General features: G+C 69.9%; 23 protein-coding genes and 2 tRNA genes. 5 read left to right on the forward strand and 20 right to left on the reverse strand.

What is annotated here, in order from left to right:
• Positions 1 to 110: 110 nt before the first annotated feature.
• A complete protein-coding gene (gene pknB / locus ACFQ7Q_RS02800; protein ID WP_383548890.1) occupies positions 111 to 2,075 on the forward strand; it encodes a Stk1 family PASTA domain-containing Ser/Thr kinase in 1,965 nt (654 codons plus the stop codon).
• Between the two features lie 117 nt (positions 2,076 to 2,192).
• On the opposite strand, the gene ACFQ7Q_RS02805 is transcribed toward pknB, so the two are convergent.
• Genes ACFQ7Q_RS02805 through ACFQ7Q_RS02830 form a run of 6 tightly spaced genes read right to left on the reverse strand, consistent with a single transcriptional unit; the run spans position 2,193 to position 6,446 of the window.
• Positions 2,193 to 2,867, reverse strand: a complete 675-nt coding sequence (locus ACFQ7Q_RS02805) for a class E sortase (RefSeq protein WP_383548893.1) — start codon at positions 2,865 to 2,867, stop codon at positions 2,193 to 2,195.
• Between the two features lie 42 nt (positions 2,868 to 2,909).
• Entirely contained in the window at positions 2,910 to 4,124 is a 1,215-nt protein-coding gene (locus tag ACFQ7Q_RS02810) for a class E sortase (RefSeq protein ID WP_383548896.1), read from the reverse strand.
• On the reverse strand, positions 4,121 to 4,759 hold the full coding sequence (locus ACFQ7Q_RS02815; RefSeq protein WP_376438990.1) for an aminodeoxychorismate/anthranilate synthase component II: 639 nt from the start codon (positions 4,757 to 4,759) through the stop codon (positions 4,121 to 4,123). The genes ACFQ7Q_RS02810 and ACFQ7Q_RS02815 overlap by 4 nt, the downstream gene beginning before the upstream one ends.
• The gene (locus ACFQ7Q_RS02820) at positions 4,756 to 4,926 is read right to left on the reverse strand and encodes a hypothetical protein (protein WP_383549140.1); all 171 of its coding nucleotides are present in this window, start codon (positions 4,924 to 4,926) and stop codon (positions 4,756 to 4,758) included. Before ACFQ7Q_RS02820 ends, ACFQ7Q_RS02815 begins: the two co-directional genes overlap by 4 nt.
• Positions 4,927 to 4,981: 55 nt before the next feature.
• Positions 4,982 to 5,659, reverse strand: coding sequence for a class E sortase (locus tag ACFQ7Q_RS02825; RefSeq protein ID WP_383548900.1), 678 nt, complete (start codon positions 5,657 to 5,659; stop codon positions 4,982 to 4,984).
• A gap of 19 nt (positions 5,660 to 5,678) precedes the next feature.
• On the reverse strand, positions 5,679 to 6,446 hold the full coding sequence (locus tag ACFQ7Q_RS02830) for a DUF881 domain-containing protein (RefSeq protein WP_383548903.1): 768 nt from the start codon (positions 6,444 to 6,446) through the stop codon (positions 5,679 to 5,681).
• A 149-nt stretch (positions 6,447 to 6,595) separates the two neighbouring features.
• On the opposite strand from ACFQ7Q_RS02830, the gene crgA reads away from it, so the two are divergent.
• Positions 6,596 to 6,850, forward strand: a complete 255-nt coding sequence (gene crgA / locus ACFQ7Q_RS02835; RefSeq protein ID WP_329118500.1) for a cell division protein CrgA — start codon at positions 6,596 to 6,598, stop codon at positions 6,848 to 6,850.
• A gap of 284 nt (positions 6,851 to 7,134) precedes the next feature.
• Here the strand turns inward: crgA and ACFQ7Q_RS02840 are convergent, their stop codons facing one another.
• Positions 7,135 to 8,001: a rhomboid family intramembrane serine protease gene (locus ACFQ7Q_RS02840; RefSeq protein ID WP_383548906.1), complete on the reverse strand. Its 867-nt coding sequence runs from the start codon at positions 7,999 to 8,001 to the stop codon at positions 7,135 to 7,137.
• A gap of 134 nt (positions 8,002 to 8,135) precedes the next feature.
• Positions 8,136 to 8,663, reverse strand: coding sequence for a peptidylprolyl isomerase (locus ACFQ7Q_RS02845; protein WP_383548909.1), 528 nt, complete (start codon positions 8,661 to 8,663; stop codon positions 8,136 to 8,138).
• A 168-nt stretch (positions 8,664 to 8,831) separates the two neighbouring features.
• Between ACFQ7Q_RS02845 and ACFQ7Q_RS02850 the strand changes: the two genes are divergently transcribed.
• Positions 8,832 to 9,578, forward strand: a complete 747-nt coding sequence (locus ACFQ7Q_RS02850) for a DUF5324 family protein (protein ID WP_383549128.1) — start codon at positions 8,832 to 8,834, stop codon at positions 9,576 to 9,578.
• Positions 9,579 to 9,674: 96 nt separating this feature from the next.
• Here ACFQ7Q_RS02850 and ACFQ7Q_RS02855 read toward each other — a convergent pair whose 3' ends face one another.
• From ACFQ7Q_RS02855 to ACFQ7Q_RS02865, 3 genes are all read right to left on the reverse strand, one after another.
• On the reverse strand, positions 9,675 to 10,043 hold the full coding sequence (locus ACFQ7Q_RS02855; protein WP_383548912.1) for a DUF6344 domain-containing protein: 369 nt from the start codon (positions 10,041 to 10,043) through the stop codon (positions 9,675 to 9,677).
• 144 nt (positions 10,044 to 10,187) lie between these two features.
• On the reverse strand, positions 10,188 to 11,429 hold the full coding sequence (locus ACFQ7Q_RS02860; protein ID WP_383548915.1) for an MFS transporter: 1,242 nt from the start codon (positions 11,427 to 11,429) through the stop codon (positions 10,188 to 10,190).
• A 132-nt stretch (positions 11,430 to 11,561) separates the two neighbouring features.
• Positions 11,562 to 11,634: transfer RNA gene (locus tag ACFQ7Q_RS02865), tRNA-Ala, on the reverse strand.
• A gap of 129 nt (positions 11,635 to 11,763) precedes the next feature.
• Between ACFQ7Q_RS02865 and ACFQ7Q_RS02870 the strand changes: the two genes are divergently transcribed.
• Together ACFQ7Q_RS02870 and ACFQ7Q_RS02875 are read left to right on the forward strand one after the other, a co-directional pair.
• The gene (locus ACFQ7Q_RS02870; protein WP_362359546.1) at positions 11,764 to 12,312 is read left to right on the forward strand and encodes a DNA-binding protein; all 549 of its coding nucleotides are present in this window, start codon (positions 11,764 to 11,766) and stop codon (positions 12,310 to 12,312) included.
• Positions 12,313 to 12,378: 66 nt separating this feature from the next.
• Positions 12,379 to 13,722 (forward strand): protein kinase, encoded by a 1,344-nt coding sequence (locus ACFQ7Q_RS02875; protein WP_383548918.1) that lies wholly within the window; start codon positions 12,379 to 12,381, stop codon positions 13,720 to 13,722.
• Positions 13,723 to 13,788: 66 nt separating this feature from the next.
• Here the strand turns inward: ACFQ7Q_RS02875 and ACFQ7Q_RS02880 are convergent, their stop codons facing one another.
• The 9 genes from ACFQ7Q_RS02880 to recF all read right to left on the reverse strand — a co-directional run bounded on the left by ACFQ7Q_RS02880 (position 13,789) and on the right by recF (position 25,174).
• Positions 13,789 to 15,129, reverse strand: coding sequence for a hypothetical protein (locus tag ACFQ7Q_RS02880; RefSeq protein ID WP_383548921.1), 1,341 nt, complete (start codon positions 15,127 to 15,129; stop codon positions 13,789 to 13,791).
• Positions 15,126 to 17,021 (reverse strand): VWA domain-containing protein, encoded by a 1,896-nt coding sequence (locus tag ACFQ7Q_RS02885; RefSeq protein WP_383548924.1) that lies wholly within the window; start codon positions 17,019 to 17,021, stop codon positions 15,126 to 15,128. The genes ACFQ7Q_RS02880 and ACFQ7Q_RS02885 overlap by 4 nt, the downstream gene beginning before the upstream one ends.
• Before the next feature lie 162 nt (positions 17,022 to 17,183).
• Positions 17,184 to 17,318 carry a DLW-39 family protein gene (locus ACFQ7Q_RS02890; RefSeq protein WP_003958712.1) on the reverse strand — a complete coding sequence of 45 codons (135 nt, stop codon included), beginning with the start codon at positions 17,316 to 17,318 and terminating at the stop codon, positions 17,184 to 17,186.
• A 145-nt stretch (positions 17,319 to 17,463) separates the two neighbouring features.
• Positions 17,464 to 17,537: transfer RNA gene (locus tag ACFQ7Q_RS02895), tRNA-Ile, on the reverse strand.
• Between the two features lie 96 nt (positions 17,538 to 17,633).
• Entirely contained in the window at positions 17,634 to 18,203 is a 570-nt protein-coding gene (locus tag ACFQ7Q_RS02900) for a DUF3566 domain-containing protein (protein ID WP_383548927.1), read from the reverse strand.
• A 105-nt stretch (positions 18,204 to 18,308) separates the two neighbouring features.
• The gene (gyrA, locus tag ACFQ7Q_RS02905; protein ID WP_383548929.1) at positions 18,309 to 20,909 is read right to left on the reverse strand and encodes a DNA gyrase subunit A; all 2,601 of its coding nucleotides are present in this window, start codon (positions 20,907 to 20,909) and stop codon (positions 18,309 to 18,311) included.
• A gap of 41 nt (positions 20,910 to 20,950) precedes the next feature.
• Entirely contained in the window at positions 20,951 to 22,999 is a 2,049-nt protein-coding gene (gyrB, locus tag ACFQ7Q_RS02910; RefSeq protein ID WP_383548932.1) for a DNA topoisomerase (ATP-hydrolyzing) subunit B, read from the reverse strand.
• A gap of 473 nt (positions 23,000 to 23,472) precedes the next feature.
• The gene (locus tag ACFQ7Q_RS02915) at positions 23,473 to 24,018 is read right to left on the reverse strand and encodes a DUF721 domain-containing protein (protein WP_383549130.1); all 546 of its coding nucleotides are present in this window, start codon (positions 24,016 to 24,018) and stop codon (positions 23,473 to 23,475) included.
• 34 nt (positions 24,019 to 24,052) lie between these two features.
• Complete coding sequence (gene recF / locus ACFQ7Q_RS02920) at positions 24,053 to 25,174, reverse strand: DNA replication/repair protein RecF (protein ID WP_383548935.1); 1,122 nt, start codon at positions 25,172 to 25,174, stop codon at positions 24,053 to 24,055.
• Positions 25,175 to 25,211 lie beyond the last annotated feature (37 nt).

Below are 25,211 nucleotides of genomic sequence, written 5' to 3' on the forward strand. Positions count from 1 at the left end.
GCCGGTCCGGGGCGGATCGCCTTCCCGTGGCCGGTAGCGTATGCGCGAACAGCACACCGCCGGACCACACACGGGTGCGGTCGGGACAGACGGAGAGGGCTGGATCAGTTATGGAAGAGCCGCGTCGCCTCGGCGGCCGGTACGAGCTGGGCTCGGTGCTCGGCCGTGGTGGCATGGCGGAGGTCTACCTCGCCCACGACACCCGGCTCGGCCGCACCGTCGCCGTGAAGACGCTGCGGGCCGACCTCGCCCGCGACCCGTCCTTCCAGGCCCGGTTCCGCCGTGAGGCCCAGTCGGCCGCCTCGCTCAACCACCCGGCGATCGTCGCTGTCTACGACACAGGCGAGGACTACGTCGACGGGGTCTCCATCCCGTACATCGTGATGGAGTACGTCGACGGCTCGACCCTCCGTGAGCTGCTGCACTCCGGGCGCAAGCTGCTGCCCGAACGCACGCTCGAGATGACGGTGGGCATCCTCCAGGCGCTGGAGTACTCGCACCGCGCCGGCATCGTGCACCGTGACATCAAGCCGGCGAACGTCATGCTGACGCGGACCGGTCAGGTCAAGGTCATGGACTTCGGCATCGCGCGCGCCATGGGCGACGCGGGCATGACCATGACGCAGACCGCGGCGGTCATCGGCACGGCGCAGTACCTCTCCCCGGAGCAGGCCAAGGGCGAGCAGGTCGACGCCCGCTCCGACCTGTACTCCACCGGCTGTCTGCTGTACGAGCTGCTGACCGTCCGGCCGCCGTTCGTCGGCGACTCCCCGGTCGCGGTCGCGTACCAGCACGTGCGCGAGGAGCCCCAGCCGCCGAGCAACTTCGATCCCGAGATCACGCCGTCGATGGACGCCATCGTCCTGAAGGCGCTGGTCAAGGACCCCGACTACCGCTATCAGTCCGCGGACGAGATGCGTGCCGACATCGAGGCCTGCCTCGACGGGCAGCCGGTCGCCGCGGCCGCGGCGATGGGCGCGGCCGGGTATGGAGGCGGCTACGGCGGCGGGTACGGCGGCTACGCGTCGGACGACCAGCCGACGACGGCGCTGCGCCAGACCGACCCGGCCGGCCAGACGTCGATGCTTCCGCCGATGAACCCGGACGACGGCTACGGCTACGACGACCGCCCGGACCGCCGCCGCCAGAAGAAGTCGAACACCTCGACGATCCTGCTGGTGCTCGCGGGCATCCTGGTGCTGGTGGGCGCGATCCTGATCGGCCAGTCGATCTTCGACGGCAAGAAGGGCACCGACCAGGTGCCCGTGCCGCAGTTCGTCGGCCACACGCTGGAGGAAGCCAAGGGCCTGGCGACAAACGCCCAGGTCAAGGTGGCCCAGTCGGGTTCGGAGCGGTGCGAGCAGCTCCCGGGCAAGATCTGCAGCCAGATTCCGGCGGCCGACGGCACGACGAAGATGAACGTCGGCGAGACGATCCAGGTGGTCATCTCCGAGGGCGCCCCGCAGATCGAGGTCCCGGACGTCGTCGAGAAGTCCCAGGAGAGCGCGGAGCAGGCGCTCAAGGACAAGGGCTTCAAGGTCAAGATCGCGTTCGAGGAGTCCGAGGACGAAGCCGGTCGCGTCCTGAAGCAGGACCCGAAGGGCGGATCGAAGGCGGAGCAGAACGCCGAGGTCACGATCACGGTGGCGAAGAAGAAGCAGACGCCGCTTCCGGACGTCATCGGACGGGACGTCAACGTCGCCATCCAGCAGCTCAACGCGCTCGGGTTCACCAACATCGCCCAGCAGCAGGAGGACTCGTCGCAGCCTGCCGGCACGGTCACCGGTCAGACGCCCGACGGGCAGACGCAGCAGCCCAAGGACGTCCAGATCACGCTGAAGGTCTCCAAGGGCCCGCAGCAGACGCAGCAGCCTGTTCCGAGCCTCTTCGGCCTGACGCTGGACCAGGCCCGTGCGCAGCTGTCCGCGGCCGGTTACCAGCTCGGCAACGTGGACGGCTCGACCGATCCCGACTCGCGGATCAGGGAGCAGGACGTCCAGGCGGGCACGGTGGGTCAGCCCAACCAGGCGATCAACGTGAAGATGTTCGGCAAGAACGGCGGCATCTTCGACTAGCGGTCGCGAGCGCACGCAGAACGGGAAGGGCCCCGGCATCCATGAGGATGCCGGGGCCTTTCCCGTTGTCTCCGACCCGGGCTCTTTCCGCCCTGGGCGCCCAGCCGGGCTTCCGGCCTAGCGCAGCTCCGCCGGCGGTGTGCGGTCGCTGTCGACCTTCTCCGTGCGCTCCAGCTCGCCCCACACGATGTAGCGGTAGTCCGAGGTGTACATCGGGGTGCACGTCGTCAGCGTGATGTAGCGGCCCGGCTTGGTCCTGCCCGATTCCTTCGGGACCTGCTGGAGGACGTCCACGTTGTACTTCGTCGTCTCCGGCAGGGTCTTGTAGACCTTGTAGACGAACCAGGTGTCCTTGGACTCGAAGACGATCGAGTCGCCGTTCTTCAACTTGTGGATGTTGTGGAACTTCGCCCCGTGCCCGTCCCGGTGGGCGGCCAGCGTGAAGTTGCCCTCCTTGTCCTGCGGGAGGGCCGACTTGATCGGGTCGAGGTAGTAGCCGGCGACACCGTTGTTCAGGGTCTCGGGCTCGGTGCCCTTCTTGACCAATATCTCGTCGTCGCCCATCGCCGGGACGTGCAGGAAGCCGATGCCGCCCTTGGTGTCCAGCGCACCGGGCCCCTGCGCCCACTGGTCACGGACCTGGTCGCCGTCGCGGCCGGCGGCGCGGTCGGCGAGGACGTTCGTCCACCACAGCGAGTAGACGACGAAGAGACCGAGCACCAGGCCCGCGGTGATGAGGAGTTCACCGAAGACACTGATGACTCCGGCGATCCGGTTGCGCGCACGTGCCACTGCGTCGTCCCGTCTGAGGTGTGGGTCGTGAGGTCGAGGGTCTCAGCCTACGAGCGCGTCCGGCTTTCCCTTGCTCCGCGGGCGTTCCTCGACCATCTTGCCCCACACGATCATGCGGTACGTACTGGTGAACTCGGGCGTACAGGTCGTCAGCGTGATGTACCGCCCCGGCCCCTTGAAGCCCGACTGCCTCGGCACCGGGTCGATGACCGACACGTTGGACGGCGCCGTCTGGGGCAGGATGCTCGCCATCTCGTACGTGTAGTAGGCGTCCTGGGTCTCGACGACGATCGGGTCGCCGGGCTCCAACTGGTTGATGTAGCGGAACGGTTCGCCGTGCGTGTTGCGGTGCCCCGCCACGGCGAAGTTGCCCTGCTTGTCGCCGGGCATCGCCGTCTTCAGGGTGCCCTCCGCGTAGTGGCCCACCATGCCCCGGTCCAGGACCTTGGGCTTGCTGATGCCCTCGGCGACCGGGACGACCACGTCCAGCTTGGGGATGTACATGATCGCGAAGCCCTGCCCCGGCTCGAACTCGCCCGGCGCCCGGCCCTTGGACCAGGAGTCCTCTATCTGCCCCTTGGCCTGGTTCGCCTGCTGGCCGGCCCGGACGTTCGTCCACCACAGCTGGTACGTGACGAACAGCAGCATGACCACGCCGAAGGTGATGAACAGCTCGCCCACGACGCGGCTCGCGACGACGCCGACGCTTTCCTTCCGGGCCTTGGCCGCACGGCGGGCCTCGACGCGCGAGAGCGGGGCCGCGGGGGCGTCGGAGGACGTCTCCGACGGCTCCGCCGGCGGCGCTCCCCGGCGTCCGCGTCCCTTGGCCGCCTTGCGGCGCTCGGCCCTGCCGGGGCCCGGGAGGGGCGCTGCGGCGGGTTCGACGGTCCGCAGGGCCATCGTCCCGTCGTCCGGCTCGTCCTGGGCCGTGTAGGGCGCCTCGTAGGGCGTCTCGGGCGTCGGCACGGATGCCGGCTCGGGCGTCGGCTCGACGGAAGGCTCCGGTATCGGCCCGTACACGGCCTCGTCAGCGGACGCGCCGTAGCCGGGCGCGTCGTACCCGGGCGTCTCGTACCCGGGTGTCTCGTACGTGGGCGTCTGGTACGCCTCGTAGCCGGGCGTCTCGTACGCCTGCGTCTCGTACCCCTGCGCGGGCTGGTACGCCGTCTCGTCGTAAGAAGCCGTCGGCATCTGCTCCCCCGGACCCGGCTCGTCCGGCAGGTTCGTCGCCCGGAACCACGGCGACCCCGCCGTCACGCGACGGCCTTGCCCACCACCGGCGCGAGCCCTGCCGACCGGCCCACCGCCCCCTTGTCGCCGCACTGCTCCAGCCAGTTGGCGAGCATCAGGTGGCCGTGCTCGGTGAGCACCGACTCGGGGTGGAACTGCACGCCCTCGACCGCCAGATCACGGTGGCGCAGCCCCATGATGATGCCGTCGTCCGTGCGCGCCGTGACCTCCAGCTCGTCCGGCAGCGCGGCGGGCTCGGCGGCCAGCGAGTGGTAGCGCGTCGCGGTGAACGGCGAAGGAAGGCCGGCGAAGACGCCCTTGCCCTCGTGCGTGACGAGCGAGGTCTTGCCGTGCAGCAGCTCGGGGGCGCGGTCGACGACGCCGCCGTACGCCACCGCCATCGACTGCATCCCCAGGCAGACGCCGAAGACGGGCACGCCGGTCGTGGCGCAGTGGCGGACCATGTCGATGCAGACACCGGCCTGTTCGGGCGCGCCGGGGCCGGGAGAGAGCAGGACGCCGTCGAAACCGTCCTGTGCGTGGCTCAGTTCGACCTCGTCGTTGCGCAGCACCTCGCACTCGGCGCCGAGCTGGTAGAGGTACTGAACGAGGTTGAAGACGAAGCTGTCGTAGTTGTCGACGACGAGAATCCGCGCGCTCACTGGCCGTCCACCGTCACATCGTTGAACGGAAGCAGCGGCTCCGCCCAGGGGAACACGTACTGGAAGAGCGCGTAGACGGTCCCGAGGACGAGTACGAGCGAGATGATCGCCCTGATCCACACGTTGCCCGGCAGATGCCGCCAGATCCAGCCGTACATGACGTCCACTGCCCCTTCCGTTCGTTACGGGCACCAGAGTACGGGGGATCGGGGCTGTCAGGGGTCAGCCGGCCAAAGCAGGTGGCTTGCCCTGCGTCACAGGCTGGGTGGCGTCCAGGTGCGCCCAGGCGATCAGCCGGTGGCTGCTGCCCCACTCGGGCTCGCAGGTGGTGAGGGTGAGATAGCGGCCGGGCCCGTCGAACCCCGACCTTCGGGGGACGGGGTCGATCACGCCGATGTCGGTGGGGACGGTCCGGTGGGGCTTGCGTGCGATGCGGTACGTGAACCAGGTCGTGCCGTCGGTGAGGACGACCGCGTCACCCGGGCGCAGCCGGGGGAAGTCCTTGAACGGATCTCCGTACGTGCGCCGGTGGCCTGCCACGGAGAAGTTGCCGGTCTCGCCGAGGCGGGCGGTGGCGGCGTAGTGGCCGAGGCCCTTCTTCAGGATGGCCGTGGAGGTCCCCTCCAGGACGGGCCACTCCCAGTTCCCGCCGAGCCGGGGGATGTACATGACGGCGATGCCCTTGCCGGCCGTGTACGCCTTCGGGGGCGGTGCGGCCGCGGTGGCGTCGGGGACGGGCCGGTCGATCCACTCCTGTTCCAGGGTGTCGATCTGGCCGGCCGTGGCGCTCTCGGCCTGTACTCCGGTCCAGAACATCACGTACACGACGAAGAGGACGATCAGGGTCCCGACGGTGATGCACAGCTCGCTGAACGTTCTGACGATCAGTCGCACCGCCACCGGCCGGGCCTCCCCGCAGTCAGCTCACAGGCTTCGCGTAGTGGAGATCCACTGTGCCGGAGTAGCCGGGAAGAGTCACCGCCCTGTGCTCGTCCACTTTCCAGCCGAGTCCGTACGCCTTCACGTAGAGCTGGTAGTTCTGGACGGCGGGCGAATCGGCGAGCGCCTTGGTCAGCTTCCCCCGGTCGCCCACGGCGGTGATCTTGTACGGGGGCGAGTAGACGCGTCCCTGGAGGATCAGGGTGTTGCCCACGCAGCGCACGGCGCTGGTGGAGATCAGCCGCTGGTCCATCACCTGGATGCCCCGGGCGCCGCCCTTCCACAGGGCGTTCACGACGGCCTGGAGGTCCTGCTGGTGGATGACGAGGTCGTTGGCCTGCGGTTCGGGGTAGCCGGGGGCGGCCTGGGCGTTCGGCGGGGCGTCGTTGAGGGTGACGCTCAGGCCGGATCCCGAGGTCTCGGAGGTCCCGGCGGCCGCCTCCAGGGCGCGCAGCTTGGCGTCCTCGGCGCTGGTGGAGCCGTCGTCGCGGGCCGCGAGGGCGTCGACCTGGCCGCGCAGGGCGGCGGTGGACTCGTCCAGGCCGGCGTTCTTGTGGCTGCGCTCCTCGATCAGGTCGGAGAGCCTCAGCAGGGAGGCGTCCGTCCGGATGTTGGTGCCCTTCGCGGTGTTGAAACTGGTCACGAAGATCAGTCCGGCGAGGGCGAAGACGGCAGCGGTCAGCACCCGGACGGGGCGCCACCCAGTGGTTCGGCCCGGCCCGGGGGATGAGTCGGCGGAATTGCTCAACGTACCCTGATCCCCTTCGGTGCCGCGGAACCACTACGCTAACGGACGCCCGGGGGACGCAGTGGTCCTCCTACGTCACAGTCGTCCCGCCCCGGCGCCAGCCACAGTTCCCTGCGCGGTCACGCAGCGCATCGACAGGAGAGTCCCTCGTGCCGAAGTCACGTATCCGCAAGAAGGCCGACTTCACGCCCCCGCCCGCCAAGCAGGCCACCAACATCAAGCTGACCAACCGCAGCTGGGTGGCTCCCGTGATGCTGGCGCTGTTCGCGATCGGGCTGGTGTGGATCGTCGTCTTCTACGTCACCGACGGCACGCTGCCGGTGAAGTCCATCAACAACTGGAACATCGTGGTGGGCTTCGGCTTCATCGCGGCCGGGTTCGGCGTCTCCACGCAGTGGAAGTAGCTTCTCCCCGCTCTGCCCGTCAAGCCTTGCCCTGAACTTATCCACAGCGTTGTGCACAGCACTGGATAACTTACGAAGATCTGTGGATAACTCAACGGTAGGTTGACGCCGGTGTGACTGCGGCGCCCACGCCGGAAGCGCGCCCCGCCCCTCACTCCCGCTGGAAAAGCCCAGTTCAGGAGTGAGGGGCGCAGTCGTTCTCCACGAGGTGCACAAGATCCACCACTCGCTGTGGATAACTCTGGGGAAAGCTTTTCAGGAAGCTCGTCCACAGCCCTCGTCGCTCAGGTGAGCGCGGCCGAGCGGGCGAGGATCATGCCCAGGTCGATCAGGAGCACCAGTCCACAGGCCGTGTACTGGACGACGTTCCGCCGGGCCCTCGGCGCGTGCAGCAGACCGTAGGCCACCAGGGCGCCGCCGACGAGGCCGCCGATGTGCGCCTCCCAGGAGATTCCGGGGCGGGTGAAGGTCAGCAGCAGCGACAGACCCACGAAGAGGATCACCGGCCGCATGTCCAGCCGCTGGCGGCGGGTGAGCACCGCCCAGGCGCCGATCAGGCCGAAGACGATGCCCGAGGCGCCCAGCGAGGGCTGGTTCGCCGGGGAGAGCAGGAAGGCGAGCGCGGAGCCGGAGAGTCCTGAGAGCAGACAGAGCGTGGCGTAGCGGATCCGGCCGAGCTCCGGCTCCACGATCCCGCCGATGACCCACAGTCCCAGCATGTTGAAGACGAAGTGCGCGACCTCCTGGTGGAGGACGGTCGAGGTCACCAGCCGGTACCACTCGCCGTCCGCGACCCCCACGACCTCGGCGAGCGACGGGCTGAAGGCGTAGCCGATCAGCGCGAGCTCGTCCACGACCCGGTCGCCGGCCACCTGGACTGCGATGAAGAGGGCCAGGTTGATCGCGATGAGGATCTTGGTGACCAGGCGCCCGTCGGACGCCACCCGTCCGCCGGCCAGCGTCCTCGGCTGGTTGGCGTCGGGAGCGTGGCCCGTGCCGGAGCCGTTGCGTACGCAGTCCGGGCACTGGAAGCCGACGGAGGCGGAGACCATGCACTGCGGGCAGATCGGCTTGTCGCAGCGGGTGCAGCGGATGCCTGTCTCGACGTCCGGGTGGCGGTAACAGCGCGGCAGGCCGGACTGCGGCTCCATGGAGGTCCCTCCCGAGGAGATGGGGCGACGAGGCAGCACCCCGCCCTCCTGATACGGATGAGCGGGGCGGAAAGGTTCCCTGGCGGGACGGGGCGCCGACCGGCTGTCCGCCGGCGCGTCGTTCAGCCCGTCCTTCAGCGCGTCTCGATGACGACGGACTCCAGGACCACGTCGTCGAGGGGGCGCTTGGTGCTCGCGTGGACCGGCACCGCCGCGATCGTGTCCACGACCTTCTTGCTCGCCGCGCCGACGACCTCGCCGAAGATGGTGTGCTTGCGGTTCAGCCAGGTCGTGGCCCCGACCGTGATGAAGAACTGCGAGCCGTTCGTGCCCGGGCCCGCGTTGGCCATCGCCAGCAGGTAGGGACGGTCGAAGAAGAGCTCCGGGTGGAACTCGTCGGCGAATTCGTACCCCGGTCCGCCCGTGCCGTTCCCCAGCGGATCGCCGCCCTGGATCATGAAGCCCTCGATGACCCGGTGGAAGACGGTGCCGTCGTACAGACGGTCGGCGGCGACGGTGCCGGTGGCCGGGTGCGTCCACTCCCGCTCGCCCAGGGCGAGCTCCGTGAAGTTTCTGACCGTCTTCGGGGCGTGGTTCGGCAGCAGCCGAATCTCGATGTCGCCCAGATTGGTCTTGAGAGTGGCGTAGAGCTGCTCGGCCACGGTCCGCCTTCCGTAAGTCTCCACTGACGCGGATCGCATCCTCGCACGGAAGAGACAGGGCGATGCCCCGGATGCCCGCCCCACATGCCGGACCGCGATCGGGCAGGCATGATTTCGAAATGGGTGGAAAGGCGAAATACCGACACCGCCACCGAGGAGGAGGATCCCGTGACCCGGATGGACAGCGTGCGCGCCGCGACCGATTCGGCCAAGGACAGCGTGCTGCACGCCGCGGAAGTGGTGGCGCCCTACGCGAGCACGGCCAAGGAGCAGGCCACGCAGTACGCCGGCACGGCCAAGGACCACGCCGCGCTCTATGCGCACGAGGCGCGCGTCCGGCTCGCGCCGAAGGTCTCTAAGGCCGCTCAGCAGGCCCGTAAGCAAGCTCGTGTGCAGTACGAGTGCCATGTCGCACCCCATGTACCGCCGCGGGTGGACGAGGCCGCGCAACGTGCCGCGATCGTCACCCGCAAGGCCGCCCGTCAGGCGGCCGACTACACCGTTCCGCGTGTCGAGAACGCGGTCGCCGCGACCGGTCCCGTCCTCGATGAGGCGGGGTCGCGTTCGGTGGCCGCCTGGGCCGCGCTGCGCGGACAGGTGACACCGAAGGAGATTCGGAAGATCGTGAGGAAGCATGAGCGTCGGGCCAGGGCCGGACGCATCGCCATCGGACTCGCGGTCCTCGGCGTGGTGCTCGGCGGCGCCTTCGCCGCCTGGAAGTGGTGGGACAAGCAGGCCAACCCTGACTGGCTGGTCGAACCGCCCGCTCCTACCGAGGTCGAGGAGGAGTCGTCGGAACCGTCGTCCCGTACGTCGCCGCTGTCGTCCGTCGACGGCAGTGGAGCTCTCGATCCCGAGGTGGAGGCCAAGGAGGCCGACACCGATACCGATACGGGGCGCGACGAGCGTCGCTGACCGCGGGGTTCGCCGACCACGGGCTGCCTCCGCGTGACGCGGTGGCGCGGTGGCGCGATGGGTCGTGGGGCACGGGGAGCACGAACTCCCTGCGCCCTACGCCTTCGCGGCGAGCGCGATGTCCGTCAGCTCCGTCTGGTCGGTGAGAGCGTTCTCGTCCGGGGCGCCGGCGGGCAGGTGGCGGACGGAGGGCGAGGAGTTGTGCGCCTCGGCGCCGATGCGCTGCTTGATGGTGGGCGGCAGGGAACGGTCGCGGACCCAGGGCCACTGATGCGCCGCCCGCTGTGCCGGTACGACGGCCTGGGTGCGCGCGGCCGGGGCGGCGGGCGAGGCCGGCTCCTCCGGCTGCTGGACGGCGGGAGCCTGCGCGGCGGTGGCGGTGGACGCCAGGCCGACGGAGGCGAGCAGGGCGAAGAGTACGGAGATGAAGGCGGTCCAGAACTGCTTGACCTTGGCGGTGGCCATGGCCCCTCGCTTTCGTGCGTTCTCGGATGGTGCATTTCGATTTGCGCGCTTTTCGTACCTTCCTCATGATGTGGACGGGCGCCTCGATTCCTCGGAGCGACGCCGCCTCCGCGCAGTTCTTCCGATGAACACCACCCGTACGGCTCAGCGGGCGCCGACGACCTCCGTGGGCGCGCCCGTGGCTTCCGCCTGCGCACGCGCCTTCTCGGCCCATCGGACCGCGGGTCTCATCGCCGCCGAGGCCGCCAGGAAGATCCCGCCGAGGACCAGCCAGCCGGGCACTCCCCAGGTCACCAGGAGCGTCGTGACGAGCAGCGGGCCGAGCGTGCGCGCGACGGGAACACCGGTGCCGTAGAAGCCCTGGTACTGGCCGATCCGGCCGGCCGGGGCGAGGGAGAAGCCGATCTGCCAGGAACCGGCGGAGTGGCGCATCTCCGCGACGACCTGGAGCGCCGCGCCGAGGGCGAGCACCGCGACGGTCGTCCACGGTCCGAGTCCCGCCGCCGTCACCGCGAACACGGCGCAGGAGGCGAGCATGACGACGCCGGAGGTGCCCACCGCGCGCGTGGCCTGCGGAAGTCCGGTCACCGACCTGGCCGTCCGCACCTGGAAGAGCATCACGGCCGCGGTGTTGAGGACGAACAGCGCCGAGACGACCCAGCCGGGCGCCGCAGTGCGCTCCACGATCCACAGCGGCAGGGCGAGGCTGAGCAGCGGGAGGCGCAGGAGCAGCAGCGCGTTGAGGAAGGTGAGCAGCGCGTACGGGCGGTCCCGGAGCACCGCGAGGCGCGGCTCGCCGCCGGTCGCGGCCGGGGTGGCGGGCACGGACGGCAGTCCGCGCAGCACGAGGGCGCAGAGCAGGAAGCCGGCCGCGTCCAGGGCGAAGACGGACAGGTAGGCGGTACGGGTGCCGGCGTGCAGGGCGAGCCCTCCGATCCCGGCGCCGACGGCGAGGCCCGCGTTGAGGGTGGACTGCAGCCTCGCCAGCGCCTCCGTACGGGCCGACGGCTCGACCAGCCCGGCCAGCAGCGCCTGCCGGGCGGCGGCGAGGCCGCTCTGGGCGGTGGCGTACACCGCGGCCGCGATCATGAACGGCACGAAGGAGCGGATGAGGAGGAACGATCCGACCGCCGCAGCGGTCGCGAGCGCGAGCAGGACGGCGGTCCCGCGCGGCCCGCGCCGGTCGGCGAGGTGTCCGAGCCCGACGCCGGCGACCGAGCCGACGGCCCAGGCGAGCGTGAGGCCGATGCCGATCTGCGCGGCGGACAGACCGACAATCCGGGTGAAGTAGAGCGCCGACGAGACGTAGAAGGCACCGTCGCCGATCGAGTTGCTCAACTGGGCGAGGAGAAGCGCCCGGGGAGCCCGGGAGGAGGTGTTCGGCATGGACACGACGCTATGAGCGGGTGGCCCAGCCGGACAGGTCCATTGCGGAGCCCGGAACCCGGGCCAATCCGCGAGCATCGAAAAATGCCCCCTGACACCTGCGTTTCCACAGGTCAGAGGGCATTTCTGGAGTGGAGCCTAGGGGAGTCGAACCCCTGACATCTGCCATGCAAAGACAGCGCTCTACCAACTGAGCTAAGGCCCCGGAACGAGAACAGAGTACCGGGTCACCCCCTCTTTCCCGCAAAAGGATTGGGACTCCCCGTCGGCGACCACGCTCCGTAAGATGCTGATCGAGGTTCGCAGTGGCGAACCGCAGGGATGGGGAGAAGCAATGGACACAGCGCAGCAGGAAGCCACGGCAAGAGCCAGAGAGCTTCAGCGCAGTTGGTACGGAGAGCCGCTGGGGGCGCTCTTCCGTCGCCTGATCGACGATCTCGGGCTGAATCAGGCAAGGCTCGCGGCCGTGCTCGGTCTTTCGGCGCCCATGCTCTCCCAGCTGATGAGCGGCCAGCGGGCCAAGATCGGCAACCCGGCCGTCGTGCAGCGTGTCCAGGCCCTCCAGGAGCTCGCCGGGCAGGTCGCGGACGGCAGCGTCAGCGCGGCCGAGGCCACCGACCGCATGGACGAGATCAAGAAGTCCCAGGGCGGCTCCGTGCTGACCGGCACCAGCCAGACCACGACCAGCTCGGGCGCGCCGACCGTGCGCCGCGTGGTGCGCGAGATCCAGTCGCTGCTGCGCTCGGTCGCGGCGGCCGGCGACATCATCGATGCGGCGGACTCCCTCGCCCCGGCCCACCCGGAACTGGCAGAGTTCCTCCGGGTGTACGGCGCCGGGCGTACCGCGGACGCGGTCGCGCACTACGAGTCGCACCAGAACTGACGTAGAGCAGCCGGTTCGGCACACACGGCAGAACGAGACGGCACGACGGGGAGCGGGCGCAGCGTAATGGGTGAGGTCTTCGCTGGTCGGTACGAGCTGATCGACCCGATCGGACGCGGTGGCGTCGGTGCGGTGTGGCGCGCCTGGGACCACCGACGCCGCCGCTACGTGGCGGCCAAGGTGCTCCAGCAGAGCGACGCCCACACGCTGCTCCGCTTCGTCCGGGAGCAGGCGCTCAGGATCGACCACCCGCATGTCCTCGCACCGGCCAGCTGGGCCGCGGACGACGACAAGGTGCTGTTCACCATGGATCTGGTGGCCGGCGGGTCTCTGGCGCACGTCATCGGCGACTACGGTCCGCTGCCGCCGCGCTTCGTCTGCACCCTGCTGGACCAGTTGCTCGCCGGACTTGCCGCGGTGCATGCGGAGGGGGTCGTGCACCGCGACATCAAGCCGGCGAACATCCTGCTCGACGTCACCGGGACCGGGCGGCCGCATCTGCGGCTGTCCGATTTCGGCATCTCGATGCGCAAGGGCGAACCCCGTCTCACCGAGACCAACTACGTGGTGGGGACGCCCGGTTACTTCGCTCCCGAGCAGATGATGGGCGCGGAGCCCGACTTCCCGGCCGACCTCTTCGCGGTCGGCCTGGTCGCGCTCTATCTGCTCCAGGGCCAGAAGCCCGACTCCCGTGCCCTGATCGAGTACTTCATGACGCACGGGACCCCGGGAGCCCCGGAAGGCATTCCGGAGCCGCTGTGGCAGGTCCTCGCGGGCCTGCTCCAGCCGGACCCGCAGACCCGCTTCAGGACCGCGACGGGCGTGCGCAAGGCGCTGACCTCGGCGGTCGAGATGCTGCCCGAGGCCCGTCCGGACGAGGAGCCGGTCGAGGTCTTCGACCAGATCGGCCCGCTGCCCGCCGGATTCGGCCCGAACGGCCCGGAGACCCCGGCCCCGGCCCAGCCACCGGCCACCCCCACTTCCGTACCCGTACAGCCCCATACACAGCCTCAGGCACAGGCACAGGCACAGGCACAGCCCCAGCCGCAGCAGCCCGCACCGACGCCGACGCCGAGCCCCTCCGAGACGGGCAGCTTCCACCTGTCCCCGCCCCCTCAGCCGGTCGCCGCCCCCACGCAGCCCCCGGTCACCGCCCCTTCCGCGCATACGGCCTCCCCCCATCCCGCCGCCGCGCCGGACTTCGCCCAGGCCCCGACGGCCGCGGTGTCGTTCAACCAGGCCTCCACTCGTCAATACACCGCTCACGCCCATCAGGTTCCCGCCCAGGCCGCTTCCGCCGCCCCGGTCCCGGCAAAGCGACCGGGACCGCCCCCGAAGGTGGCGATCCCGGTTCTATTCGTCGCGCTGATCTGCTTCGCCGTGGGCATCTGGGCACTCACCCAGACCTGACCGGCCGGACCGCACGACCCGGCCCCGGCCGGCGAGCCCCGCTCCCGCCGGCCAGGCGGCCCCGGCCTACCAGGCCGTCGGTGGTCCGAACTGAGGCGGCCCGTCCTGCGGCGCCGCCCGCGCCGCCCGGCGCCGCCCGGCGAGCGTCCAGAGGCCGAGCCCGACGATCAGCACGGTTCCCGCGCCGATCCCGGCCGCGGCGACCAGGGTCATGCTGTCGCTCTTCTGCGCCTGCGGCCCGCTCGCACCGCTCGCCGCCGCGTCCCGGTCGTCGTCGGTGACCTTGAAGGCGCCGGCGTCACCGTCGTACGCGGGTCCCGCTTTGGCCGTGCCGGTGATGTTCACCCGCAGGGTCAGCGGCACCGGCTTGTCCCCGTACTCCTTGGCGACCTCCGGGCTGAGCGTCGCGGACAGGTAGTACCAGCCCGCGAACCGCAGGGCGTTCGTGTAGCTGTTGGAGGAGTAACGGTTCTCGAACGCGACCGGCCGGTGCGGATCGAGTGCGAGCGTCGCCGGCTTGCCGTCGTAGCTGACGGTGTCCTCGTCGACATGACCGCGCGCCGGGTTGTCGAGCGACATGACCAGCGCGTTGCTCACGTAGGTCGTGGCGCCCGAAGGGCTGCTGCCGAGCTCCGCGGTGGCGAAGAGCTGCTGCCCCCAGTCGACGGGCACCCGGTAGAAGAGCGTCTGCCCGGGCTTGATGTCGGCGCGCCACTCGCCCTGCTTCAGCGAGGTGGCGTCGTGGAAGCCCGCGCCGCCCTGCCGCTTCTGCGGGCCGCCGGCGGGCGGCGGCGGTGAGGAGGAGGGCCAGTTCTCGGGCAGCTCGGTGGGCCCGGTCTGCTTCACTCCGGGCTCGGTGAGGTACCGGATCTCCAGTTGCCAGTCGTCGGGCGTGGAGACGGCCTTGGAGGTCCGCTCCACCAGCACGTAGTAGGCGCCCGCCTGCTGGCAGGTGGAGCTGTCGGCCTCGATCGTGCGGTGGGCGTACGCGGTGATGGGCCGGGTGAACCCGGCGGAGCCGAACGCCGCGTCCTGGTAGCCGCACTGCGTGTTGGAGCCGTCCTGCAGGCTGACCTTGATGCCGTCGCCGTACTCCACCTTGCCGCCGGCCTTGGGGACGGCGACCACCGACACGTACGCGTTCTGCTTCGCGTCCAGATCGATCCGGTAGTAGAGCTTGCCGTCCTTCCTGATGCTGTCGCGGTAGCTCTGACCGGCCTTCAACTGCTGGGCGTCCAGGCTGGATGCGGCGCCCTTGACCTGCGTGGCGCCACCGTCGAAGGCGTACGGTTCCTCGCCCGCCGCCCATGCCGCGCCCGGCAGCACCGCGGCCGTGAACACCGCCGCCGCACCCGCCGCGGCGACCAGGGACCCGGCCGCCCGCATCCTCCCGCGCTGCCTCTTCACGCGCCTCTCCTCGTGTCCGTAGCCGTCCCGCCCCGTACCCGCTTCACGACGAACACCGCCGCCGCGATCAGTACGAGGGCACCGCCGCCCGCCCCGGCGGCCCCGATGACGGTCCATCCTGCCCCGCCCGTCCCCGCGCTGTCTGCGCGCGCGGACGATTCGCCCTGCTTGTCGGCCTTTCCGGCCACCGGCGCCGCACCGTGCTCCGGCCCGGTCAGCTCCTCGCCGAGGACCGCGATCCGCAGGACCATGGCGATCTGCGGGTTCCGGGCGATCTCGGCCGTCTCGGCGCCCAGAGTGACGGCGATGTAGAAGCCGCCGGTGGTGTGCACGGGGACGACGTTGGCGTTGCTCTCGTACCGGTTGGTCCACGCGGTCGGCACCGTGCCCATGCTCAGCGCGGTGGGACGGCCGTTGTACGTGGTCTGGGAGCCGAACTCGCCGGTTCCGCCGCCGACGGGGTGGCGGGCCGGGGTGTAGACCTGCGTGCCGCCGTAGGACGTCACGGACGAAGAGCCCTCGACGGTCGGTTCGTTGGCGAACTCGACGTCGTAGCGCAGCTGCTGTCCCCAGCCGACCGGCACCTTGTACCAGAGGGTCTGCGACGGCAGGAGACGGTCGCGCCACACGCCCCGCCCCAGCTCCCGGGCGTCGTTGAAGCCGGTCCCGCCGCGGACGTCCTTCGGATCGCCGGTGGGCAGCACGGCCTCCTTGCCGCCGGCTCCGTACTCCGGCTGCGACTGCGCCGGGGTGACTCCGGCGCGCAGCGGCTTCTCGACGCCGAGGACCAGCTCCAGCGGCCAGCGGGCCGCGTCGGACGCGGGCTTGCTGGTGCGCTCGACGACGAACCAGTAGCGGCCCGCCTTGTCGCAGGTCGAGTACCGCTTCTCGGTCGGGATGCGGGAGACGGCCGAGGTGAGCGGGACGGCTCCCTCGTTCTGGTGGAAGATCTCGCTGGCGGTCGCGCAGTTGCCCTCGCCGCCGGCGTGGGCGTAGACGAGGCTGGTGCCCAGCTTGTCGACGGTGTCCACGGCCGCTCCGGGCTGGGGCACGGCCGTCGCCGAGAAGTCCACCGTGGAGACGTCGTCCAGGTCGACGGCGTAGTACCGCTTCTCCCCGGGCCCGATGGTGTCCAGGTACTGCCCCGGTACGAGTCCGGGTGCCCGGTCGCTCGTCGGCGTGCCCGCGATCTGCTTGCCGCGCAGCCGGTAGCCGTCCGCGGAGAGCCGCGAGGCCCGCTGGAGCTGCCGGGCGAGGGCGTCGGCGTCGGGTGCGTCGTAGTAACGGCCGTTGCCCGCCTCGGCGATGCACTCCAGCTGCTTGCGCGCCGCGCCCTTCACCTGGAAGCCGACGGTGTCGATCCGCAGTCCGACGCCGGCCTTGGCGAGCTGTGCGGCGACCTCGCAGGGCTTGGGGGTGCCGCAGGTGTCCTCGCCGTCGGAGATCAGCAGGACGGTGCGCGTCGCGATCGTTCCGCCGGAGGGCTCGGGAAGGTCCTGGGCGGCCTTCTGGAGGGAGAGCCCGATGGGGGTGTCCCCGGTGGGCTTCAGCGCCGCGACGGCGGCCTTGAGCCCGGCCCGGTCCAGCGGTGCGACGGGCCGGACGAGCCGGGTGTCCGTGCAGCCCTGGGGCCGGTCGGCGCCGTAGACCCGCAGTCCGGTGGGATGCCCGTCCGGCAGGCCGTCGACGACGGTGCCGACGGCGGTGCGGGCCGCCTCCATCCTCGTACGTCCCGAGCCGTCGTCGTCGCCCATGGAACCGGACGAGTCGAGCACCATCACGAGGCTGCCGCTCCCGGGCGCCTCCCCCTCGGCCGCGGCCGCTCCCGGTGCCGGTACGAGCAGGAGGGCGAGCAACGCCCCCACCACCCAGCCGGCCGCTGTACGTCGCATTCTCATCCCGCTACCCCCTTGACCGCGATCACTCAACTTTGCTCTAGCAACCTAGTGATTCGCATAGGCGAACTCAAGGGAGGCTGCGTCACGGTCCTGAAACAGCGCGAAGCCCCGGCCGCTCGAAAGCGGCCGGGGCTTCGCCCTCAGACATTCTGCGACTCAGACACCCGAACCTGCGGGCACGGAGTCGGTCGCCTCCGTCCACAGATCCTGCTCGGCGCGATCCGCCTGGATCTGGCGGTACACGAGGAGCCCGCCGATGGCGGCCAGTGCGACCAGGAGAAGCTTCTTCACCGCGCGACCTCGTCTTTCGTTGACGTAGGAGACTTCTGACGCCCACTCTACACACCGACCGATACCGATCGGTGACCTAGGCCGGGCATGTGGCGTGAAAAGCAATCGGCCCGAACGGGTGAACCGTCCGGGCCGATCTGTACTGTGGGGCTAACAGGATTTGAACCTGTGGCCTCATCCTTATCAGGGATGCGCTCTAACCAACTGAGCTATAGCCCCGCCGCGCTTTGCGGTGTGTGTCCCGCGCGCTGACTCCTGAAGATTAGCGCACGTGGGGGCCAGTCCCAAAATCGGTTCCGACGGACCCCCCACGGGTCACTCGTCCTCCGCCAGCGTCAGCTCCACGCCGCCCACGAAACCGGCGGACAGGTTGTAGATGAACGCGCCCAGCGTCGCCAGCGCGGTCATGAGGACCACGTCGATCACGGCGATCACCGAGGTGAACATGAGCACCCGCGGCAGCGAGAGGAACGACTGCAGATCGAAGCCGTTGGACTCGTTCGAGCCCGTCGCCTCGCTGATCGTGCCGCCGACGGTCGAGAAGACGCCCATGGCGTCCATGACCATCCACAGCACCGAAGCGGCCACGACCGTGCAGATGCCCAGCGCGATGGAGAGCAGGAAGCTCACCTTCATCACCGACCACGGGTCGGCCTTGGCCACCCGCAGCCGCGCCTTGCGCGTACGGGGCGTGGTGCGGGCCCCGGTACGCGGACGACGCACCGCGCCGGTGTTCTGGCCGCCCGCGCCGGCGGCCGGCGCCTGAGCGCCGTACGCCTGCGGCGGGTGGTAGGGCCCGCTCGGCTGCTGCGCGCCCGCGCGATCGCCGGGCAGCGGCCCGTTGTACGTCTCGTACGAGGGCCCCTGCCCTCGGGTGTCCGTCACCGCAACCCCCTGGGAGTCCGTGGCGGAACCACGGGCACCGTTCGCTCCAGCACCAGCAGAAGCTCCGGCAGCAGCCGAACCGGCGCCCGTGGCTCCACTCACGCTCTACTCCTCGTGCTCCCCGGCCGAGGGCTGGGTGCCCTCGGCTGCCTCGACCGCGGTCGCGGCCTCGACGCCATCGCCGTCAGCGGCAGCTTCGACCTCTTCGGCCTCGCTGCCCGCCTCGGCGTTCCGTGCGATGCCGACGACGGCATCGCGCTTGCCCAGGTTGATCAGCTGGACGCCCATGGTGTCACGGCCGGTCTCCCTGACTTCGTTGACTCGCGTACGAATCACACCGCCGGACAGCGTGATGGCGAGGATCTCGTCCGTCTCCTCGACCACCAGCGCGCCCACGAGCGAGCCGCGGTCCTCCACGATCTTGGCGGCCTTGATACCGAGGCCACCGCGACCCTGGACGCGGTACTCGTCGACGTTGGTCCGCTTCGCGTACCCACCGTCGGTGGCGGTGAAGACGAACGTACCCGGCCGGACGACATTCATCGAGAGCAGTTCGTCGCCCTCGCGGAAACTCATCCCCTTGACGCCCGACGTGGCACGTCCCATCGGCCGCAGCGCGTCGTCCGTCGCGGTGAAGCGGATCGACTGCGCCTTCTTGCTGATGAGCAGCAGATCGTCCTCCGCCGACACCAGCTCGGCGCCGATCAGCTCGTCGTCGCCGCCGTCCTCCGTCTCCCGGAGGTTGATCGCGATGACACCGCCGGAACGCGGCGAGTCGTAGTCCTTCAGCGCGGTCTTCTTCACCAGACCGGCCTTGGTGGCGAGCACCAGGTACGGCGCGGCCTCGTAGTCGCGGATCGCGAGGATCTCGGCGATCTGCTCGTCCGGCTGGAAGGCCAGCAGGTTGGCGACGTGCTGACCGCGCGCGTCCCGGCCGGCGTCCGGCAGCTCGTACGCCTTGGCCCGGTAGACCCGGCCCTTGTTGGTGAAGAAGAGCAGCCAGTGGTGGGTCGTGGAGACGAAGAAGTGGTCGACGATGTCGTCCTGCTTCAGCTTCGTGCCGCGCACGCCCTTGCCGCCGCGCTTCTGCGAGCGGTAGTCCTCGGTCTTCGTCCGCTTCACATAGCCGCCACGCGTGATGGTGACGACGATGTCCTCTTCGGCGATCAGGTCCTCGATGGACATGTCGCCGTCGAAGGGCACCAGCTTGGAGCGGCGGTCGTCGCCGAACTTCTCGACGAGCAGCGCCAGTTCCTCGCTGACGATGGCGCGCTGGCGCTCCTCGGAGGCGAGGATCGAGTTGTACTCGTTGATCTTCGCCTGGAGCTCGTCGTGCTCGGCGACGATCTTCTGGCGCTCCAGGGCGGCGAGCCGGCGCAGCTGCATCTCGAGGATGGCGTTGGCCTGGATCTCGTCGATCTGCAGCAGGCCCATCAGGCCCTCGCGCGCGACCTCGACCGTGTCGCTGCGCCGGATGAGCGCGATGACCTCGTCGATCGCGTCCAGCGCCTTGAGCAGACCGCGCAGGATGTGGGCGCGCTCCTCGGCCTTGCGGAGCCGGAAGCGGGTCCGGCGCACGATGACCTCGATCTGGTGCGTCACCCAGTGGCGGATGAACGCGTCCAGGGAGAGCGTGCGCGGCACACCGTCGACGAGCGCCAGCATGTTGGCGCCGAAGTTCGTCTGCAGGTCGGTGTGCTTGTACAGGTTGTTCAGCACGACCTTGGCGACGGCGTCGCGCTTGAGCACGATGACGAGCCGCTGGCCGGTACGGGACGAGGTCTCGTCGCGGACGTCGGCGATGCCGCCGATCTTGCCGTCCTTGACCAGGTCGGCGATCTTCTGCGCCAGGTTGTCCGGGTTGGTCTGGTACGGAAGCTCCGTGACCACCAGGCACTGGCGGTTCTGGATCTCCTCGACCTCGACGACCGCGCGCATCGTGATGGAGCCGCGACCGGTGCGGTACGCCTCCTCGATGCCCTTGCGACCGACGACCAGCGCGCCGGTCGGGAAGTCGGGGCCCTTGATGCGCTCGATGAGCGCGTCGAGCAGCTCCTCGTGCGTGGCCTCCGGGTGCTCCAGCGCCCACTGGGCACCGGCCGCGACCTCGCGCAGGTTGTGCGGCGGGATGTTGGTCGCCATACCGACCGCGATACCGGCCGAGCCGTTGACCAGCAGGTTCGGGAAGCGCGCCGGCAGGACCGTCGGCTCCTGGTTACGGCCGTCGTAGTTGTCCTGGAAGTCGACGGTCTCCTCGTCGATGTCCCGGAGCATCTCCATGGCCAGCGGCATCATCTTGCACTCGGTGTACCGCATGGCGGCGGCCGGGTCGTTGCCCGGGGAACCGAAGTTGCCGTTGGAGTCGACCAGCGGCAGCCGCATCGACCAGGGCTGGGCGAGACGGACGAGCGCGTCGTAGATGGAGGAGTCGCCGTGCGGGTGGTACGTACCCATGACGTCACCGACGACGCGGGCGCACTTGTAGAAGCCCTTCTCGGGCCGGTAGCCGCCGTCGTACATCGCGTACAGCACGCGCCGGTGGACCGGCTTGAGGCCGTCCCGCACGTCGGGCAGCGCACGCGACACGATGACGGACATCGCGTAGTCGAGGTACGAGCGCTGCATCTCGGTCTCGAGCCCGACGGGCTCGATCCGCAGCACCGGCTCTTCTTCTTCGGTGGTCACAGGGGGGTTCTCGTCGGCCATTGCTGGTCGTCAGTCCTTTCGTACGGTCAGCTGAGACCGACTCAGATGTCGAGGAAGCGAACGTCCTTGGCGTTGCGCTGGATGAACGAACGCCGCGCCTCGACGTCCTCACCCATCAGCACCGAGAACAGGTCGTCCGCCTGGGCCGCGTCGTCCAGGGTCACCTGGCCGAGGACACGGTGGTCCACGTCCATCGTGGTGACGCGCAGCTCCTCGGCGTTCATCTCGCCCAGACCCTTGAAGCGCTGGATCGAGTCTTCCCTGATCCGCTTGCCGTTCTGCTTGCCCAGCTCGACGAGCGCGTCCCGCTCACGGTCCGAGTACGCGTACTCGAAGTCGTCCCGGCCCCACTTGATCTTGTAGAGCGGCGGGCGGGAGAGGTAGACGTGACCGGCCTCGACCAGCGGACGCATGAAGCGGAAGAGGAAGGTCAGCAGCAGGGTGTTGATGTGCTGGCCGTCGACGTCGGCGTCCGCCATCAGAATGATCTTGTGATAGCGGAGCTTCTCGATGTCGAAGTCCTCGTGGACTCCGGTGCCGAAGGCCGAGATCAGCGCCTGGACCTCGGTGTTCTGCAGGATCTTGTCGATCCGCGCCTTCTCGACGTTCAGGATCTTGCCTCGGATCGGCAGGATGGCCTGGTACATCGGGTTACGACCGGACTTGGCCGAGCCACCGGCCGAGTCACCCTCGACGATGAAGATCTCGCACTGGGTCGGGTCGTTCGACTGGCAGTCGCTCAGCTTGCCCGGCAGGGACGCCGACTCCAGCAGGCCCTTGCGGCGGGTCAGGTCGCGCGCCTTGCGGGCCGCCACGCGCGCGGTGGCCGCCTGGATCGACTTGCGGATGATGTCCGCCGCCTCGACGGGGTTGCGGTCGAACCAGTCGTTGAGGTGCTCGTGGACGATCTTCTGGACGAAGGTCTTGGCCTCCGTGTTGCCCAGCTTCGTCTTCGTCTGGCCCTCGAACTGCGGTTCGCCCAGCTTGACGGAGATGATCGCCGTCAGACCCTCGCGGATGTCCTCACCGGTGAGGTTGTCGTCCTTCTCGCGCAGCAGCTTCTTGTCGCGCGCGTACCGGTTCACCAGGCCCGTCAGCGCGGCGCGGAAGCCCTCTTCGTGCGTACCGCCCTCATGCGTGTGGATCGTGTTCGCGAAGGAGTACACGCCCTCGCTGTACTGCGAGTTCCACTGCATCGCGATCTCGACCGAGAGCGTGCGCTCCTTGTCCTCGGCCTCGACGTCGATGACGGTCGGGTGGATCAGCTCGCCCTTGCGCGAGTTGAGGTACTTCACGAAGTCGACGATGCCGCCCTCGTAGTGGTACTTCACCGTGCGCGCGGTCGGCTCGGCGGCGGCCTCGGCGTCCGGGTCGTCGGCGCCGACGGTCGCCTTCGCGGACTCGCGCTCGTCGGTGAGGGCGATGGTGAGGCCCTTGTTGAGGAAGGCCATCTCCTGGAAGCGGCGCGAGAGCGTCTCGAAGGAGTACTCGGTCGTCTCGAAGATGTCCGGGTCGGACCAGAACGTGACCGAGGTGCCGGTCTCGTCGGTCTCCTCGTGCTTCGCGAGGGGAGCGGTCGGGACGCCCAGCTTGTAGTCCTGCGTCCAGCGGTGGCCGTCGGTCTTGATCTCCACCGAGACCTTGGTGGAGAGGGCGTTGACGACGGAGACACCGACGCCGTGCAGACCTCCGGAGACCGCGTAGCCGCCGCCCCCGAACTTGCCGCCCGCGTGGAGGACCGTCAGCACGACCTCGACGGCCGGCTTGCCCTCGGACGGGACGATGCCGACGGGGATGCCGCGACCGTTGTCGACGACGCGCACGCCGCCGTCGGCCAGGATCGTCACATCGATGGTGTCCGCGTGGCCGGCCAGGGCCTCGTCGACGGAGTTGTCGACGACCTCCTGCACCATGTGGTGCAGGCCGCGCTCACCGGTCGAGCCGATGTACATGCCGGGTCGCTTGCGGACCGCGTCCAGACCCTCGAGGACGGTGATCGCGCTGGCGTCGTACGACGCAGCGGTGGCGGACGGAATGTTCTCGTTGGGGTTGCCGGAATCGGCCACGAAGCGCCCTTTCTGGCACAGCACAGGCCGTTCTCCGGGCATACGGGAGCGGCTGCGTCGTTCGACTTGTTCCGCGGGGTGGCGGGATTACTTACCAGTCTACCGGTAGCGCTGACACGAATGGGGGTTTGCCGGTACCTGAGTCCGCATGTGCCGCCCTGAGCGGGAGCGAGACGACTCCCCATATCAGGGGAGGGGCTCCAAAGGGCTCTGACGGCCACCCAGCGCTTCGGGCGGTGACAGCCGGTGGACGGGCTCGGTGACAGCCGGTGGACGCCTTCGGGGACAGCCGGGAGTCACCCCTCTCCGAGCCCGCCGGGGCGGTGCGCCCAGCTGCTGTGGGCGATCGTTCCGCTGGGCCGGGGGTCCCCCGGAAGGAGTCCGGGGGGAGGGTGGGCACAGCGGAACGGCGCCCTTGGGGGCGCGCTCCGCACGTCCCCACCAGGAGCGCCCGCACCACGCACACGGGCAGAGCCCCGCCCGCTCCGCCCGGCGCTCTAGCCGTACGTGTCCCCCGGCCCCACGGACCCGGGCGCCCGAAGCGGCCCGTACCCCTTGCGCGGCGCCCCCGGCCCCAGGACCTTGATCACCCGCACCGTCCCGTGCCCCAGATCCTCGTTCAGCCGCGCCACCAGCCTCGGCGCCAGCAGCCGAAGCTGCGTCGCCCACGCCGTGGAGTCGCACTGCACGGTGAGCACCCGCTCCTCCGGCGCCTCGTCGTACTTCAGCGGTACGCAGTGGTTCGCCAGGTCCTCGCCCACGATCTGCGGCCAGCGCCCCATGACCCCGCCGACCGCCGCCGGCGTCTCCCAGCCGCGCTCGGTGATGAGCCGGTTGATCGCGGCGCCGAGCCCGACCGGGTCGCGACCGTCGGCATGGGCGCCCGAGCGCAGCCCGCCGCCGCGCCGGGCCTGCTTCTTCTGCTGCGCCGCGGCGCCCCGCGCCTTCGCCTGCTCCTTGGCGGCGCGCAGCGCGACCCGCGCGAGATCCACACCCGACGGCTCGGCCGCCTTGGGGGCCTGGTCGACCCCGCCCTGCGGGATCCGCGCCTGGGGGTTCTCGTTCTCGCTCACGACCTCACAGCCTTTCCACCGAACCCCCGGCGACCGCGTACCGGACCCCCGCCAGCACGCCCGGCACGTCGTCGTCCACCGCCGCCGTCACCAGCACCTGCTCGCCCGGGGCCACCAGCTCCGCGAGCCGCTCCCGGCGCCGCGCGTCCAGCTCCGCGAAGACGTCGTCGAGGACGAGCACCGGCTCGTTCCCCTCCGCCCGCAGCAGGTCGTACGAGGCCAGCCGCAGCGCCAGCGCGTACGACCAGGACTCCCCGTGGCTCGCGTACCCCTTCGCGGGCAGGTCGCCCAGCTTGAGGAGCAGCTCGTCCCGGTGCGGGCCGACCAGCGTCACGCCCCGCTCGATCTCCTGCTTGCGGACCTCCGCAAGCGCGGCGATGACCTGCTCGTACAGCTCCTCACGGGTGTGCCCGGCGCCCGGTGCGGACGGCCGGTACTCCAGCAGGATCGGTCCGCCGCCCGGTGCCAGCTGCTCGTACGCCTTGTCGGCCAGCGGCTGCAGTACGGCGATCAGATCCAGCCGCTGCGCCAGCAGCTCGGCGCCCGCCCGGGCCAGATGCTGGTCCCACACGTCCAGCGTCGACAGGTCCATGCCACGGCCGCCGTGGCGCCTGGCCATCGCCGCGGACTTCAGCAGGGTGTTGCGCTGCTTGAGCACCCGCTCGTAGTCGGAGCGCACAGCCGCCATGCGCGGCGAGCGCGCCGTGATCAGCTCGTCGAGGAAGCGCCGGCGCTCCCCGGGATCACCCTTGACCAGGGCCAGATCCTCCGGCGCGAACAGCACGGTCCGCACGATCCCCAGGACATCGCGTGGCCTGACCTGCGAGGACCTGTTGATACGGGCACGATTGGCCCGGCCCGGGTTGAGCTCGAGCTCGACCAGCTGGGAGCGCTCGCCCTGGGTGACCGCGGCGCGGATGATCGCCCGGTCCGCTCCCATCCGTACGAGCGGGGCGTCCGAGGCGACTCGGTGGCTGCCGAGGGTGGCGAGATAGCCGACGGCCTCGACCAGGTTCGTCTTGCCCTGGCCGTTCGCGCCCACGAAAGCGGTGACGCCCGGATCGAGCGGGACCTCGACCCGGGCGTAGGAGCGGAAGTCGGCCAGCGACAGATGCGTGACATGCATGATGTGCGCCGACCTTCCCCCGGCTGCTGTGCACCGG

It is taken from the genome of Streptomyces sp. NPDC056527 (assembly GCF_042794475.1).
GTDB lineage: Bacteria > Actinomycetota > Actinomycetes > Streptomycetales > Streptomycetaceae > Streptomyces.

Coding starts and splice junctions, on each gene's coding strand:
- pknB (WP_383548890.1), top strand. CDS start 111: ATGGAAGAGCCGCGTCGCCTCGGCGGCCGGTACGAGCTGGGCTCGGTG.
- ACFQ7Q_RS02840 (WP_383548906.1), bottom strand. CDS start 8,001: ATGGAGCCGCAGTCCGGCCTGCCGCGCTGTTACCGCCACCCGGACGTC.
- ACFQ7Q_RS02855 (WP_383548912.1), bottom strand. CDS start 10,043: ATGGCCACCGCCAAGGTCAAGCAGTTCTGGACCGCCTTCATCTCCGTA.
- ACFQ7Q_RS02860 (WP_383548915.1), bottom strand. CDS start 11,429: ATGCCGAACACCTCCTCCCGGGCTCCCCGGGCGCTTCTCCTCGCCCAG.
- ACFQ7Q_RS02870 (WP_362359546.1), top strand. CDS start 11,764: ATGGACACAGCGCAGCAGGAAGCCACGGCAAGAGCCAGAGAGCTTCAG.
- ACFQ7Q_RS02875 (WP_383548918.1), top strand. CDS start 12,379: ATGGGTGAGGTCTTCGCTGGTCGGTACGAGCTGATCGACCCGATCGGA.
- ACFQ7Q_RS02885 (WP_383548924.1), bottom strand. CDS start 17,021: ATGCGACGTACAGCGGCCGGCTGGGTGGTGGGGGCGTTGCTCGCCCTC.
- gyrA (WP_383548929.1), bottom strand. CDS start 20,909: ATGGCCGACGAGAACCCCCCTGTGACCACCGAAGAAGAAGAGCCGGTG.
- recF (WP_383548935.1), bottom strand. CDS start 25,174: ATGCATGTCACGCATCTGTCGCTGGCCGACTTCCGCTCCTACGCCCGG.